We start from the raw sequence: 14853 nt of genomic DNA on the forward strand, positions 1-14853 counted from the left end.
AACAGGACGGCATTCCCGGGAAAACCCATTCACCGCCGCCGCCCCCGCCTTCTCTTCTCCTGCACCCCCGGCACGGCCTCCCGGATTGCGGCGAGCGCCTCAGGGAGTAGCGTGCCTTTCTTTGCGAAGCCGGGAAGAGCGATGGATGGAACGCGAATGGCTGAAGGTGCGACGTTCCTCCGGAATGCGACTGTCCATAGGACAGGAGTTTGGGCACTGGAGGTGCGGGGGCAGGAGCGTGAGCACCGTTAGGTGCGAACGCCCGGAGCATGAGCACTGTCAAGGTGCGGAGGAGGGCGAAATAATTCCCCGGACTTCGCGGCTTCGCGCTCTTCGCGTGAGGCGGCGTTCTGCACCGGGATCCACCTGATACGGTGAAATGCCCATTACGATCCTATAAAACAAAAATGCCCATTACGATCCTATAAAACAACCCTGAGGCCGCAGCAATCCTTCAGAGTTCGTAGCGCTTCAAGAACTCCCGGATCTTCCGCGACTCCATCCATTCCCGGTCGAGTTCGTGGATCTGCACGTTGATCCGCCGGACCTGCTCCCGGAGTTTCTCCGCGACCGCTTCGTCGTCGAGGAGATCCGCGGCACCCATGATCACCTGGAGCGGGTGGCGGACGTGGTCGGCCAGGACGGCGAACTGAGCGATGTTCCGTTCGGTCATATCAAACGCCTGCTCACGGAGCCGCTCGTGCAAGATCCGCTCGGAGATGTCCCTGCCGATCACCTGGAACCCCACAACTGTCTTCTTCTCGACGATCGGCGACTCGTTCAGTTCCAGTATGGCGGTCTCCCCGTTCTTTCGCCGGACCTCGATCTGGAGCCTCTCGACCTGCTCGCCCCGGAGAACTCTCCGTCGCCCCTCTTTCCAGGCCAGAAGGCTTGTCGGGAGGATGTAGTCCTCCCAATCGGTTCCCACCATCTCTTCGGGAGAGTACCCGAGTATCCGCTCCATCGCCGGCGAGATGTAGTTCAGTCCGCCGTCCCGGTACGACGTGACGATGAGGTCGAAACTCCGCTGGGCAATCCCCCTGAACTTCTCCTCGCTCTCCTCGAGCGCCGCTTCCACCTGCAACCGCTCGATGATCCGGCCGATCCGCTTCGTGATAGAGTCGAGCAGCATCTGCTCTTCCGGCAGGAACGGCCCCTCACTGCCCTGCGGGACCTCGCCGAGGTACCGCACCTCGACCTCACCGACCTCTTCGCCGTGGACGGCGATCAGGCTCTTCTGCATCCAGGGGGAGTCCACCGGACCGCCCCGGTAGTAATCCCGGCCGTCGACGGTGATCCGTACCCCGGTACTCTCCGGGTACTGCCATCCCATGGGGAGGGTATCGGCAACCGCCTGCAGGAGTTTCTCGAGCGTCATTCCGGGCGTCTCGACGAGGTGCGCGACGGTGTAGAGGCACCGGAGTTCGTCCATCCGTTCCTTCAGTTCGTACGTCTTCTCCCGGAGCGCCTCCTCCACCCGGTTCTGCTCGGTCACGTCGAAGGCTGTCCCGGCAACGCCGACGATCGTCCCGTCCGCATCACGAAACGGCTTGAGTGTCAGGTCGCGGACACGCCGCTTGCCTGCGATGGTGAACGTCACCGCAGTCCGTAGGCTCTCTCCCGTCTCAAGAACCCGCCGCTTCAGCGCGATAAGATGATCGGCGTTCTCGGGAAAAGCATCCTCTTCGCGCATACCGATGATGGACGCGTCCGTGGACCCCAACTGCTGGTTGTACGACCAGATGTACCGCAGGTCTGCATCCTGCACGAAGACGACCACCGGGGATCCCTCGAGCGCGGCCCTGAAGTGATACGCATCCAGATCCGCAGTGGCGTCCCGGATCTTGATGAGCCGCTGCCCGGTCGCGGCGAAAGTCCGTCTGCTGGATATCGAGATCCAGCGCCGGGCATCGTCGGGGGTCCGGGCGCGGCAGAGAAGAGGAGGCAGGTCCGCGCCGTTCTCAAGGGCGCGGCGGAGCAGCCGCACGGAGTCGTCCTCTTCGATCATCGGCAGGAGGTATGTTTCGAGGAGAGAGTCGAGCTCCATACCGATGGCATCTTCCTGCCGGATACCGAGAGTCCGTGCGAGGGCGGGGTTGTACCACCAGACCTTCCGGTCGTCGCCTACCACAAGAAGTCCATCTTCGAGAGCGTTGAGCACCGCATGGTGAAAGGGTGCCCGGTCCAGGTGCGAGTCCGCCATAACCCACCGGCATCGAGATGCAGTCGCTGTAGTGGTTGTGCTCCGGGGACTTTAAAATAATTACGATCCTGTTATCGGGTGAAATCCGGGCTCTTTCGACCTCCTGGACGGTTCAGCGAGATCTCCGGGTTACCGGGGAAGCAGGCGAGAGGCCGGGAGGTCATCCCGAAAAAGATCTTGAACGTTCCTTACACCCCGGTCGGAACACCCACCTCTGAGGTTTCTACCCTTTGTTCTCTATCCTGGGCAAGGAGGGTGAAACGGCTTCCCGTCGGGTATCGCCACTCGGGGGAGGGATCGGGAGGGGGTGTCCCCCTCCCGGCAAAGAGATTTTGGGACAACCTCAAGGTATAAATATCGCCGGCAGGCCATAGCCGGAGTTCATGATGACGGGTGCCGAGTCCATCGAGATCTTCTCCGTGATCCGGGAGCGCCGGAGCGTCAGGAACTATACCGACCGGGACGTTCCGGAAGAGGGCCTGAGGGCGATCATCGCTGCGGGCATCCAGGCCCCGACCGCCCTCGGGCTTCAGCCCTGGCGATTCGTGATCGTGAAGGATCGGGCCCTGATACAGCAGGTGTCCGATTACTGCAAACCGATCCTCATCGAGAGGATCGGAGAGGAGGGCGGAGCGGGGACAGAAGAGTTTCTCGCGGCGCTCAAAACCCCCGTGTTCAGTATCTTCTACAACGCCCCGGTGCTGGTCCTGGTTCTCGGCGCCCGGGAGGCCGTATCGAGCTTCCTCGACTGCGCGCTCTGCGCGGAGAACATGATGCTTGCCGCCTGGGCGCTCGGGATCGGCAGTTGCTGGATCGGTTCGGCGGCTCTCGTCCAGGAGAGACCCGACCTCCTCGCGGCGCTGAAGGTTCCGGACGACCACCAGATCGTGGCCCCGCTGATCTTCGGTTATCCCGGACCCCTCTCACCGAAACCGGTGCGCCGGGAGCCCCGGATAGACTGGGTCCCCTGACCGTACCTCCTTCACCCGGAGGCGGGGCACGCGACCGCTTCCGCAGGGATGATCGCGAGCATGATCCGCCGCCGGTTCCGGACTACCGCGAGGGTAGCGGGTTCCGCGATAGGCCAGGCGGCGAGGAACCGGTGCAAATCGTCGACGCAGACTACAGGAGTATCGTTGATCGCGACGATCAGGTCGCCCGGCCTGATTCCGGCCCGCCCGGCGGGGCTCGCCCGGTTCACCGAGACGACCTCGACCGCCTGGTTCGCGGAGAGGCCGAGCGCCGCGACGAGGTGCTGCGGGAGCGGCTGCGACTGGCCGGAAATACCGAGGTAACCGCGCCGCACCCTGCCGTCGGCGACCAGCTGCGGGAGAACCCACGAGGCGGTGTTTGAGGGGACCGCGAAGCAGATGCCCTGAGCCATCGGGATGATGGCCGTGTTGATCCCGATGACCCGGCCACGGGAGTCTACCAGCGGGCCGCCGGAGTTCCCGGGGTTCAGGGGAGCGGTGTGCTGGATGATCTTCTCGATCAGGCGGCCGTCCCGGCTCCTGAACGCCCTCCCGAGAGCACTCAGGACCCCTGTCGAGACGGTCGAGTCGAAACCAAGCGGGTTGCCGATGGCTATCGCGAGCTGCCCGACCGCGAGCGCCCCGGAGTCGCCGAATGAGGCGTAGGCGAGATCCCCGGCATCGGCGCGGAGCACGGCGAGGTCGGTCGCCGGGTCGGCCCCGACCAGGCGTGCGGGAAGAGTGGTTCCGTCGGCCGTGCGAACCTCGATCCTTCCCGCCCCCTGTACCACATGATTGTTGGTCAGGATGTAGCCCTCCGGCGACACGGCCACGCCCGAGCCTGCTCCTACCTGCTCGCCGCGCCACCCGGGAGAGTTCGTCCCCACGACCACGCTCACGACCGCGGGGCTCACGGTTTCGACGACCCGGACGACGGCGCGGGAGTAGGCGTCGAGGAGGTCAGCATCGGACTCCTCCGAATCGGGGCTTGCAGCGTGTCTTTCTGAAACGGATCTCTGAGAAGAATCTCCGATATGCCGGAAGAGACTGGGCTTCATTTTATCCATCGCCATTTATAATTCGTAACAAATAGTAATGTACTTTCCGCACGGGTCTACGAACACTATCCTGGTTGCGCCGGATCGCTCTCTCCCGGGCATGCGGGTGACCTCCCTGCCGCAAAGGCCAAATAGCCCCGGCATCTATTGCCCCCCATGCCCGGAACGATTGCAATAGAAGTGGAGGGTGCGAGAGTCGACGTGCGCCCTACGGATATCAGGCGAACACCGCAGGCCGGCGAGGCCTACGACACCGTGGAGATCGAGACCGACCGGGGGACGACCGTCTGCCGCTACTACGAAGCGCAGGGGACCAGGGTCGGCGTCGTCATGGTCGGCGGAACCGGAGGCGGGTTCGACACCCCGGCACGGGGACTCTACCCGCGGCTGGCACAGGATCTCCCAAACCACCGGATCAGTGCGCTCCGGGTGCAGTACCGGCACCCGACCGACCTCGTGGAATCGGTCTTCGACACTGTCCTCGGGCTGCGCTACCTCGAAAGCCGGGGTGTCACGGCCGCCGGGGTCGTCGGGCACTCGCTCGGGGGAGCGGTGGCGATCCAGGCAGCGGCGAACGTCCCGGCGGTCAGGGTCGTCGTCGCCGTCGCGACCCAGTCTGCCGGGACCGAACCGGTCGCCGCCCTCGCCGGCCGTGCCGCGATCCTCCTGGTGCACGGGGACCGAGATCCGGTTCTCTCCCATACCTCCGCGGAGGAGGTCTACCGGCGCGCCGGCGAACCCAAACGGCTGATCGTCTACGAAGGGGCGGGGCACACCCTCGACGAGACAGCCGAAAGCCTCTACGTCGAGGTGAAGGCGTGGCTCCTTAAGCACCTCCCGGGGACGCTGGTCTGACCGGGAGCTCCGCGGCCAGCCCTTCAAGATACCTCCGGGCTGCACAGGGATCGTCGCTCGAGAACCCATCGATGCTGAGCCGGAGTGCTTCGCGGATATCGTCCTCCGTGTTCAAAACCCAGGGAACGACGAGCAGCCCGGCCGCGTGCGCCCGCTCGACCAGTTCGTGCGAGACCCGATCCCATCTCGGAAGGAGGAGACCGGCCTGCACCGAGCGGGCGAGCGCTATGGGATCGCCGGTCGCTTCGGAGTAGACGAGGCCCGCTTGCGCCCCGGGCAGGAGATTCTTCATCGTCGCAACGCTTCCAGGGTGGAACGAGACGAGGAAGAGTCGCTCCGGCATCATCTCCATGAGTGCCGAGACGACGATCGCCTCCATTCCGGGCTCCTTGATCTCCACGACAAGCCCCGTTTTACTATGGACGAGGCCGAGAATCTCCTGGAGCGCAGGAATCCTCTCGCCCTCGCCGGCGTCCAGTCCGGCCAGGTCTTCGACGGTATACCCCTTGACCGGCCCGACCCCATTCGTCGTCCGGTCGACGGTCGCGTCGTGGATCGCAACAGGAATACCGTCCCGTGTGAGGCGCAGGTCGACCTCGACGAGATCGGCGCACGCCATACCCTTTCGGAGAGCGCTCAGGGTGTTCTCCGGCCCGAGCGCCCTCGCTCCCCGGTGTCCGATGATCAGCATGCCACGGCATACACCCGGGAATTTGAATAGGTTGCTGGTTGATAGGCCAGGATGCCAGGCGGCGGACCGGACCTTCGGTGCGGGCCGCCGCCCTGTAAAGCAGGGCCGGCAGACACCCATCTGAAAATGGTTATCTCTGTCGGATCCTCTTCAGTTCGGATCGGATATCGTCCATGCTTTTGTAATTTCGTTCCTGAAACAGGTTCACCGTATCGAGGACACCCTGCGATGCTCCGCTATCCTGCACCCGGGTGATAAGATCGCTCTTTGATGCAGGGAAGTTGATCCGGGACATGATCATCTCGATCTCCCGCGGGTCGACCTCCTGCAGTGGTCCGGCAACTTTTGACATCCCGCTCGTGGTAGACTCTTTCATACCTTTCATACCTCTCACCACTGTGTTCGCGCTCCCTTCAAGGAGACGGCCTCCGGTGGCTAAGGCCGAATAAATACCTGTCGTTCATGCCGCAGCAGCAAGGCTTGCCCTGCACCCGCTAGGACACCGAGTTCCGGGAACCCCGGGGCAACCTGACTTCTCTTTCGTGGGACATCGAAGTTATCCCAAAACGCTGTTACCGGGAGGGGGTGTCCCCCTCCCGGACCCTCCCCCGAGTGGCGATATCCAGTGGAAAGCCGTTTCACCCCCCTGGCTCAGGATGTGGCTCAGATGGCGGATACCTGAGAATTAAGGGCTCCGATCGGGGTATGCCGGGGGTTCGGAGATCTTTTTGGGATGACCTCATCCATCCGGAATCCAGGGGCTATACAGGTCCAGGCAAAAGGGCGGCAGGTACCGTCTCCGGCACCTGTCGAGAATAGGTTACTTCTGCTGAATTTTAAGGAACTCGGACTTCACATCTTCCGGATCATTGTACTGCCTGTCTTCAAACTGGTTCAGTGCGTCAAGAACGATCTGGGGTACCTCGGTTCCCTTCGCACGGCTAATGAGGTCGTTCTTCGATGCGGGGAAGTTTACTCCCGAGGTGCTCACCTCGATGATCTGCGGGTCGAGTTCCCGTATGGTCCCGGCAACTTTGGACTGCCCGCTCATGCCGGATTCCTGTGTACCTCTCATAATTCTCACCATCCGATCTCTAGTTCCCTCACGGGAGCGACCCCACCAGAGGTATAGTATCATAAATACCTATCGTCACCGCAATGAAGGGTGAAGAATTGTCCCCTATCAGCCGGGGGGGCGAGAACCCCGAGGTGATCCCTGGGGGCTCACACACGACAGGATTTTTACGATTGAGAAGGTTCCGGAACAGGCAGCCGAAAGAACCGGCTCTCCGGCAGGGCCATATCAAAAGGTTCATTGTCCTTACCTGACTAACCCATTTTCATGAGAACGCATGGCATTCTTATACTGCTCGTCGGTATCGTTACGGTGCTGGCAGTCGCTGGTGCAGGGTGCACCGGCACGACCACCGAACCGGACTACGTCGTCGGCATCGACGGCGCGTATCCTCCCTTCAGCTATGTCGACAAGGACGGCAACGCCCAGGGATTCGACGTCGACTCCATGAGGTGGATCGCCGAGAAAAAGGGCGTCACGGTGACGTTCATGGCAGTCGACTGGGACGCCATCATCCCGACCCTCCAGGCAGGGAAGATCGATATGGTCTATGCCGGGATGTCGATCACCCCCGAGCGGCAGGAGAAGGTCAACTTCAGCAACCCCTACTGGTCGGTCAACCAGGACGTCGTAGCCCGTGAGGACTCGAACGTGACGCTTGATGATGTCCTTGCCGGAAAGGCGATCATCGGAGTGCAGCGGGGATGCACCGCAGCCCTCTGGATCGAGGAGAATCTGGTCGGGAACGAGAAGATGCCCAAAGACAACCTGAAATACTACCCCGACACACCGGCCGCCGTCAGCGACCTCGAGATCGGCAGGATCGACGCGGTCATGTATGACGACGTCTCCATCCAGGATATCATCAAGGACAAGCCGGTCAAGACCATCGGCTCCGTCGAGACGCAGGAGCAGGAGCAGTTCGGCGTCGCCATCAGAAAGGAGGACACCGCGCTCCTCGAGTTCATGAACGAGGGTATTGCGGAACTGCAGGCTGATCCCTACTGGGAAGAGCTCAAAGAGAAGCACAACCTGAAGTAACCGGGGACGAGTCGTCCCCCCTTTTTACGATACTTACCCCTTTCGGAGGCACCTCCCCTGTACCCGCGCAGACCCGCCGCCATAGAGACCAGATCCACCCTGGCGCATTACCGGACACCCGTCCTCTGTGCACTGGCGACAGCGATCCTGATCGGGGGAAGCGCCCCGTTCACGAAACTTCTCCTCGGTGAGATCGGGCCGCTCGCTCTCGCTGCGCTCGTCTCGCTCGGGAGTGGTTCCGGCGCCCTGCTCTTCTCCCTCGCCGGAACGGCGGCGGGTACCCGGAGGAGCCAGATCGAGGCACCGCCCGGGAGGAACGACATCCCCTGGCTCATCGGCGTGACGCTCTTTGGAGGGCTTCTCGCGCCGGTCACCCTGGTATACAGCCTCCCGGGAACACCGGCGGCGACGGCAGCCCTCCTCCTGAACTTCGAGGCCGTTGCGACGACACTGATCGCCGCGGTTGTCGTTGGTGAGTGGGTGGGCCGCCGCGTCTGGGCTGCGCTCGGGTGCATCACCGCGTCGTGCCTCATCCTCACCTGGAACCCGGCAGGCGGACTCGGCCTCTCCCTCCCGGCGCTCGGCATCCTGCTCACCTGCCTCTTCTGGGCGGTCGACAACAACCTGGGGCAGCGGCTCTCGGCAAAGGATCCTCTCCTCGTCATCTCCATCAAGGGGCTTGGGGCCGGCACCGTCGTGCTTCTCATCGCGCTCGCCACCGGGGAACACCTCCCGGGCCCGGCCGCTGCCGGTGCCGCCATGCTCGTCGGATTCCTCTGCTACGGGGGGTTGACGAGCATCTTCTTCCTCCTCGCCCTCCGGGGCATCGGTGCAGCCCGGGCAGGCTCGCTCCTTGCCGTCTCCCCGTTCTTCGGCGTCCTCTTCTCGCTCCTGCTCTTCGCCGAACTTCCGGCGGGCGCCTTCTACGTCGCGCTGCCCGTCATGGCCGTCGGGGCCTGGCTGATGGTCTCCGAGGAGCACTCCCATCCCCACCGGCACCCGGGCGTCGTCCATGAGCACCGCCACCGCCACGACGACCTGCACCACAATCACGGCCACGAGGCCGGCGACCCGCCGCTCCCGGCGGCCGGGGAACACTCCCACGTGCACGCCCATGCCGAGCTCGCCCACGAGCACCCGCACCAGCCCGACATCCACCACCGGCACCTGCACCGGCGTCAGGGCGGGGGTGGACGCGAGTGAGCATATGGCGCCCGGCGGTGTGAGATTGGAGTAAAGAAAGGGGGCGGAGTCCTGTCCCGGTAATTCACTAATTTCGGCTTTGTTGAAACCCCACCTGCTTGTTCCAGATGGCCACAATCAGGGGGTACTCAGGGGCACGGCTTTCCACCCGGTATCGCCATGACTGCCCCCGCCCTTAGGGCGGGGGAGGAGGCCGGAGGCCGGGTGGGGTGGGGTCGATGAGGCATGCGGATTTTCGCGCGAGACAGGGGAGGGGGAGACCCCCTCCCCGTCAGCCCCACCCCCAATGGCGATAGCCACCACGGTCCACTGTATGAGGACATGCCCGAGAAGAAAGGTCGTCCCAGGGACAGGCCTAGTCCGGCACCAGCCTCATCAGGGTTAGGATGAAGATCAGAATAGGGTTTCAACAGAGCCCTAATTTCGGCACCCGACACTGAGCAATGCGGCCTCGTACAATACGGTAACGAGGAGTTGGCAGCACCCGGAGACCGGACTCAGGAAAGACAATGGTTTGACCTCTTGAAAACTACCTCAGCCATTTTAGCGAAGTACTGTGTCCTGCCGGCAATCGGCTCCAACGAACCTGCGCCTTCAAAAAGTTACAACTGGGCCGAGGGCGTTGCCCGGACGGTCCCGGGAACCGCCACCCGTTTCTCAAGGATATTGACCGCAATCGTCGTGATCGAGACCAGCACAAGGTAGACGATGCCGACAGCCGCAAACGACTCCGTGTACGTGAAGTACTTCGTTGCCACCAGCTTCCCCGCCCCGGAGAGTTCGATGACCGTGATCATGTAGGCGAGCGACGAGTACTTGATCAGGTAGATGAACTCGTTCGAGAGCCCCGGTATCGCCCGGCGGAGCGCCTGCGGCAGGATGACGCTTCTGATCGCCTGCCACCGGGTCATCCCGAGCGACCTCGCCGCGACCATCTGGCCTTCCTTGATCGATATCAGCGCGCCCCGGATGTATTCGGCGTTGTACGCCCCGTTGCAGAGGATGAACCCGAGTATGGATGCCATGAACGCCGTGAGGGTTATCCCCACCGACGGGAGCCCGAAGTAGAGGATGAAGAGAAGGAGGAGGAGCGGCGTACCCTTGATGAGGAAGACATACGTCCTGCAGAGCCAGGATATGGCGGGGTGGCCGTACTGCCTTCCCACCGCAACGGCGATGCCGAGCGCGAGGCCGAACGGAGCAGAGCACGCGATCAGCTGCAGGGTTATCACCAGCCCCTGCATCAGCGCCGGGAGGAGAATATCAAAGAGGAATACTGCCTGGTCCATGCCGCTCCTCAGTCACTCATCCGGGAATCGATCCGGCCGATGAAGTCCTTCATCCGGGTGAACCGCGGGTCGTTCAGGAGCAGGTCGGGCGACCCCTGCTCGGCAACCACACCGTTCTCCATGAAGAGGACCTCATTTGCAACCGAGCAGGCAAACCCCATCTCGTGGGTGACGACGAGCATCGTCATCCCGTTCTTGGCCAGTTTCTTCATGACCTCGAGCACCTCCCTCGTCAGTTCGGGGTCGAGCGCAGAGGTCGGTTCGTCGAAGAGGATAACGTCCGGATCCATGGCAAGCGCCCGTGCGATGGAGACCCGCTGTGCCTGGCCGCCCGAAAGTTCCGCCGGGTAGTGTTCGGCCCAGTCCTCCATCCCGACCTGCCGGAGTTCGGTGAGCGCCTTTTCGCGCGCCTCCGCTTTGCTCATGCCCCTGACCTTCAGGAGTGCCAGTTCGACGTTCTTTACTGCCGTGAGGTGGTCGAAGAGGAAGAAGTTCTGGAAGACCATCCCGATCTTCTGCCGGAAGTGGTTGATCCGGGCTCCGGAGTTCGTGACCTCCTCCCCGTCGAGCCAGACCCTCCCGCGGTCGGGCGGCGTCAGCTGGTTGATACACCGCAGAAGCGTGCTCTTCCCGGTCCCCGAGGGGCCGATGAAGACCTTCGTCTCGCCGCGGCGGACGTCGAAAGAGACCCCGCGCAGCACCTCGATGCCCCCGAAGGACTTGTGGATATCCTCGACTCTCAGCACAATGTCGTTGTCGTTCATGTTCTACGTCGCTCCGGTTCCAAATCCAGGGATTGCGACTCTCTTCTCCAGGCCGTGCAGGAATTTGAGGCCCCCGTAGTTCAAGATGATGAAGATCCCCGCCGCAACGAGGTAGACCGGCATCGTCATGTGGGTCTGCGTGACGATCCGGGACGTGATGGTGAGCAGCTCCACGACCCCGATCGCGTAGCAGACCGCTGAATCGGTCAGGATGTTGGGGTACTCGTTCGACCATCCCGGGAGTGCTATCCGCATCGCCTGGGGAAGGATGACCGATTGAATGGCGGTAAACTTGCTCATCCCGAGAGACCGCGCTGCGATCATCTGTCCTTCGCCGACCGACTGGATGGCCCCCCGGAAGATCTGGGACTGGTATGCCGCCCCACGGAGGCCCAGCACGACCGCCCCGACGACGAACGCCGAGAGATGGCCGAGCCCGATCGCCGGGAATATGCCGAACCAGAAGAGGAAGAGCAGGACGAGGATGGGGAGACCCCTGAAGAACCAGACGTAGACCCCGACGACCGCCCGAACCGGCCACGCCCCGTAGACCTGGCCGAGCGCCATAGGGAGGCCGAGAAGGATCCCGAGGCCGAGGGCGGTGAGGACAAGGCCGAGGGTAGAGGCGACGCCTGAAAGGATATACGGCGACCAGTCGATGAGAATCGGTAGAATGTCCATGGAGCAATCCCTGAAGTCTTGTGCGGCACCTTCTCCGGCCGGGAGAGCGGTGCCGATACTCTATGCATGAATCTGACGGATATCAAAATAAACGTTGCCAAATCCCCCTCAATCGAGCGGGACGACCGCTCGCCGGAACGGGAGGTCCTTATCTCAGAAGGTGGATTCGATCGTATCCGCTGCAAACGCTCTCTACGGCACGCTCATCGGGGTTCCAGCAAGACTTAAGTATCTAGGGGAGGGGGAAGGAGGGGTATGCCACCTGCACACGATGTCAGGATCCCTCTTGATGTGCCCTCCGAGGAGCAGGAGAGGTACCGGGAGAATTACCGGACAATCACGCACGGTACCGGGAGGCTGATGCTCTTTGCCGGTGATCAGAAGATCGAGCACCTCAACGACGATTTCTACGGCGAAGGCATCCACCCCGACGACGCCGATCCCGAACACCTCTTCCGGATCGCGAGCCGGGCGAGGATAGGGGTCTTTGCGACGCAACTCGGAATGATCGCCCGTTACGGCGATGATTACCGGGATGTGCCGTATCTCGTCAAGCTAAACTCGAAGACCCACCTGGTCAAGACCGCCCAGCGCGATCCGCTCAGTTCGGAACTCCATCTCGTCCGGCAGGTCGTCGACCTCCGCGACCGGACGGGGCTAATCATCCTCGGCGTCGGTTACACGATCTACCTCGGGAGCGAGTACGAGCCGATGATGCTCTACCAGGCCGCGCAGATCGTCAGCAACGCGCATGCGAACGGCCTTATCACCGTGCTCTGGATATATCCCCGGGGCAAGGCGGTCAAGGACGAACGCGACCCGCACCTGGTTGCGGGGGCGGCGGGCGTCGCGGCGACCCTCGGGAGCGATTTCGTGAAGGTGAACCCGCCGAAGAAGGACGGAACGGTCGACGCCGCCCTGCTCCAGGAGGCGGTGGCGGCCGGCGGCAGGACGGGCGTCGTCTGTGCGGGCGGGTCGCATGTCGATATGCAGGAGTTCCTGCAGCAGCTCCACGACCAGATCCACATCGGCGGCACGGTCGGGAACGCGACGGGGAGAAACATTCACCAGCGGCCGCTCGAGGAGGCCGTCCGGTTCTGCAACGCGATATCGGCGATCACCCTCGACGATGCGAGCGTGGAGGAGGCGAACCGGATCTGCACGGGAGGCAGGTGCTAGGATGACGACGGTCGGTATCCTCACCGGGGGAGGAGACTGCCCCGGCCTGAACGCGGTCATCCGGGCGGTCGTGCGGACGGGGGCGAAGCACGGGTTCGACGCGATCGGGATCCGGGACGGGTGGCTCGGGCTCGTGGCCGGGAACGTCGAGCCGCTCACGGATTATTCGGTGACGGGTATCCTCCCGAAGGGCGGGACGATCCTCGGGACGTCACGGACGAACCCCTTCAAGAACGAGGCCGATCTCCAGCGGCTGCGCGACAACATCAGGAAGTTCGGGCTCGACGCGATCGTTGCGATCGGGGGCGAGGATACCCTCGGCGTCGCGAACAAACTATCCCAGCTGGGCATCCCGGTGGTGGGGGTCCCGAAGACCATCGACAACGACGTCGCCGCGACCGACTACACATTCGGATTCGACACCGCGGTCTCCATCGTCACCGAGGCGATCGATCGGCTCCACACGACGGCGGAGTCGCATCACCGGATCATGGTGGTGGAGGTGATGGGGCGGTATGCCGGGTGGATCGCGACCATGGCCGGGATCGCGGGCGGAGCCGACGAGATCCTGATCCCGGAGATCCCGTTCGACCTTGACGAGGTCACTCACCATCTCCGGGTGCGCTACGAGCGGGGGAAGAAGTTCAGCATCGTCGTGGTCGCCGAGGGCGCCCAGCCGAAGGGGATGGTGGAGGCGATCGCGCAGTCGGCCCGGACGGATGAGTTCGGCCATGTCACCCTCGGTGGTGTCGGGAACTACCTGCGCGACGAACTCGAGAAGAGGCTCGATATGGAGGTGCGGGTGACGGTCCTCGGCCACGTCCAGCGCGGCGGTTCGCCGACGGCGCGCGATCGGGTGCTCGCGACCCGGTTCGGGGTGGCGGCGGCGGATCTCATCAGGGACAAGGACTTCGGGAAGATGGTCGCGCTCCGGGGGGACGATATCGTCGCGGTCCCGCTCGAGGAGGCGGTGGCGAACCTCAAGACGGTGGATATGGATCTCTACAAGATCGCGAGCATCTTCTACGGGGGGTGAGGGACGACCCCTTCAACCCTCCACACCATCAGCACCCCTCGCACCGGAACTCGCCCGCACAACCGCGCCGGCAACCCCGGCGGCGGCCCCGAGGAGGGGGAAGAGTAATCCCAGCGCGACTGCGGCCATTCCGGCAAGCCCGGCGGCGAACCCCGTGCCGGAGGAAGCGGTCCAGAGCATCGGGATCAGGAAAAGGCCGGTCCCGAAGAGCGCCGCGACAAGCCCGGCCTCGAGGCCGTCTTCCGGCCTGCTCCCGGCGGAGTATCCCGCGATAAATCCGCCGACGAGCGGGACGACTATGATGAACGGGGCGATATAGACAAGCACGAGAGCCGAACCGGCGATGACGGCAGCGCCGATGCCGATCCCGACCCACCGGCCCCGCTCGCCTTCCCCGGCGGTGCCGCTCCTCCGGAGACCGTTTCGCACCGCCGTCCCGGCCGCCCCGCCGACGGCGCTGTAGGGGAGGAGGAGCGCCATAAGGATGAGGGCGTAGAAGAGGAACGTCATCCAGAACGGGGGATACTGCGGGTTGCCCTCCACCAGGCTCGTGAGAGTCGTTGCGGAGGCCATGATCAGGGCCACGAGTACCCCGCAGATGGCACCGGAGATAGCCCCATCCTTCACCGATCCCGGAGTGAGGAGCCCGGCAATGAGTCCCCCGCAAACGAGGAACGCCACCGTTTCAAACGACCCGGGGAGGACCTTGAGAAGACCAAGGAGTGAGGCTGCGCCGATCGTCAGTGCTCCCACAACCGCCCCGCGGAAGCGTCTGACTACGGCGCGCGATATCATGCGTGGATCTCA

At 63.4% G+C, this 14853-nt stretch carries 15 protein-coding genes; 6 read left to right on the forward strand and 9 right to left on the reverse strand.

Going from position 1 to position 14853, the window contains the following annotated elements:
• Window positions 1-454: 454 nt before the first annotated feature.
• On the reverse strand, window positions 455-2203 hold the full coding sequence (locus FKB36_RS11695; protein WP_261598260.1) for a PAS domain-containing protein: 1749 nt from the start codon (window positions 2201-2203) through the stop codon (window positions 455-457).
• A 383-nt stretch (window positions 2204-2586) separates the two neighbouring features.
• Between FKB36_RS11695 and FKB36_RS11700 the strand changes: the two genes are divergently transcribed.
• Entirely contained in the window at window positions 2587-3174 is a 588-nt protein-coding gene (locus FKB36_RS11700; protein ID WP_261598261.1) for a nitroreductase family protein, read from the forward strand.
• 11 nt (window positions 3175-3185) lie between these two features.
• Here FKB36_RS11700 and FKB36_RS11705 read toward each other — a convergent pair whose 3' ends face one another.
• Window positions 3186-4232 carry a S1C family serine protease gene (locus FKB36_RS11705; RefSeq protein WP_261598262.1) on the reverse strand — a complete coding sequence of 349 codons (1047 nt, stop codon included), beginning with the start codon at window positions 4230-4232 and terminating at the stop codon, window positions 3186-3188.
• A 156-nt stretch (window positions 4233-4388) separates the two neighbouring features.
• On the opposite strand from FKB36_RS11705, the gene FKB36_RS11710 reads away from it, so the two are divergent.
• Window positions 4389-5087 (forward strand): alpha/beta hydrolase family protein, encoded by a 699-nt coding sequence (locus tag FKB36_RS11710; protein WP_261598263.1) that lies wholly within the window; start codon window positions 4389-4391, stop codon window positions 5085-5087.
• Here the strand turns inward: FKB36_RS11710 and FKB36_RS11715 are convergent.
• From FKB36_RS11715 to FKB36_RS11725, 3 genes are all read right to left on the reverse strand, one after another.
• Window positions 5059-5778 carry a glycerophosphodiester phosphodiesterase gene (locus tag FKB36_RS11715; protein ID WP_261598264.1) on the reverse strand — a complete coding sequence of 240 codons (720 nt, stop codon included), beginning with the start codon at window positions 5776-5778 and terminating at the stop codon, window positions 5059-5061. The genes FKB36_RS11710 and FKB36_RS11715 overlap by 29 nt on opposite strands.
• Before the next feature lie 130 nt (window positions 5779-5908).
• Window positions 5909-6154, reverse strand: a complete 246-nt coding sequence (locus FKB36_RS11720) for a DUF2795 domain-containing protein (protein WP_261598265.1) — start codon at window positions 6152-6154, stop codon at window positions 5909-5911.
• A 444-nt stretch (window positions 6155-6598) separates the two neighbouring features.
• On the reverse strand, window positions 6599-6853 hold the full coding sequence (locus FKB36_RS11725) for a DUF2795 domain-containing protein (protein ID WP_261598266.1): 255 nt from the start codon (window positions 6851-6853) through the stop codon (window positions 6599-6601).
• Between the two features lie 267 nt (window positions 6854-7120).
• Between FKB36_RS11725 and FKB36_RS11730 the strand changes: the two genes are divergently transcribed.
• Both FKB36_RS11730 and FKB36_RS11735 read left to right on the forward strand, forming a co-directional pair.
• Window positions 7121-7894, forward strand: coding sequence for an ABC transporter substrate-binding protein (locus tag FKB36_RS11730; protein ID WP_261598267.1), 774 nt, complete (start codon window positions 7121-7123; stop codon window positions 7892-7894).
• A 150-nt stretch (window positions 7895-8044) separates the two neighbouring features.
• Window positions 8045-9097 (forward strand): DMT family transporter, encoded by a 1053-nt coding sequence (locus FKB36_RS11735; RefSeq protein WP_261598319.1) that lies wholly within the window; start codon window positions 8045-8047, stop codon window positions 9095-9097.
• 602 nt (window positions 9098-9699) lie between these two features.
• Here FKB36_RS11735 and FKB36_RS11740 read toward each other — a convergent pair.
• Genes FKB36_RS11740 through FKB36_RS11750 form a run of 3 tightly spaced genes read right to left on the reverse strand, consistent with a single transcriptional unit; the run spans window position 9700 to window position 11831 of the window.
• Window positions 9700-10386 carry an amino acid ABC transporter permease gene (locus FKB36_RS11740; protein ID WP_261598268.1) on the reverse strand — a complete coding sequence of 229 codons (687 nt, stop codon included), beginning with the start codon at window positions 10384-10386 and terminating at the stop codon, window positions 9700-9702.
• A gap of 8 nt (window positions 10387-10394) precedes the next feature.
• Window positions 10395-11150, reverse strand: coding sequence for an amino acid ABC transporter ATP-binding protein (locus tag FKB36_RS11745; RefSeq protein WP_261598269.1), 756 nt, complete (start codon window positions 11148-11150; stop codon window positions 10395-10397).
• 3 nt (window positions 11151-11153) lie between these two features.
• Window positions 11154-11831 (reverse strand): amino acid ABC transporter permease, encoded by a 678-nt coding sequence (locus FKB36_RS11750; RefSeq protein WP_261598270.1) that lies wholly within the window; start codon window positions 11829-11831, stop codon window positions 11154-11156.
• A gap of 255 nt (window positions 11832-12086) precedes the next feature.
• On the opposite strand from FKB36_RS11750, the gene FKB36_RS11755 reads away from it, so the two are divergent.
• Window positions 12087-13010, forward strand: a complete 924-nt coding sequence (locus FKB36_RS11755; protein WP_261598271.1) for an aldolase — start codon at window positions 12087-12089, stop codon at window positions 13008-13010.
• A 1-nt stretch (window position 13011) separates the two neighbouring features.
• Window positions 13012-14046 carry a 6-phosphofructokinase gene (locus FKB36_RS11760; protein WP_261598272.1) on the forward strand — a complete coding sequence of 345 codons (1035 nt, stop codon included), beginning with the start codon at window positions 13012-13014 and terminating at the stop codon, window positions 14044-14046.
• A 12-nt stretch (window positions 14047-14058) separates the two neighbouring features.
• Here FKB36_RS11760 and FKB36_RS11765 read toward each other — a convergent pair whose 3' ends face one another.
• Window positions 14059-14799, reverse strand: coding sequence for a DUF5518 domain-containing protein (locus FKB36_RS11765; protein WP_261598273.1), 741 nt, complete (start codon window positions 14797-14799; stop codon window positions 14059-14061).
• Between the last annotated feature and the right edge of the window lie 54 nt (window positions 14800-14853).

This window comes from Methanoculleus formosensis (assembly GCF_025384765.1).
Taxonomy (GTDB): Archaea; Halobacteriota; Methanomicrobia; order Methanomicrobiales; family Methanoculleaceae; genus Methanoculleus; species Methanoculleus formosensis.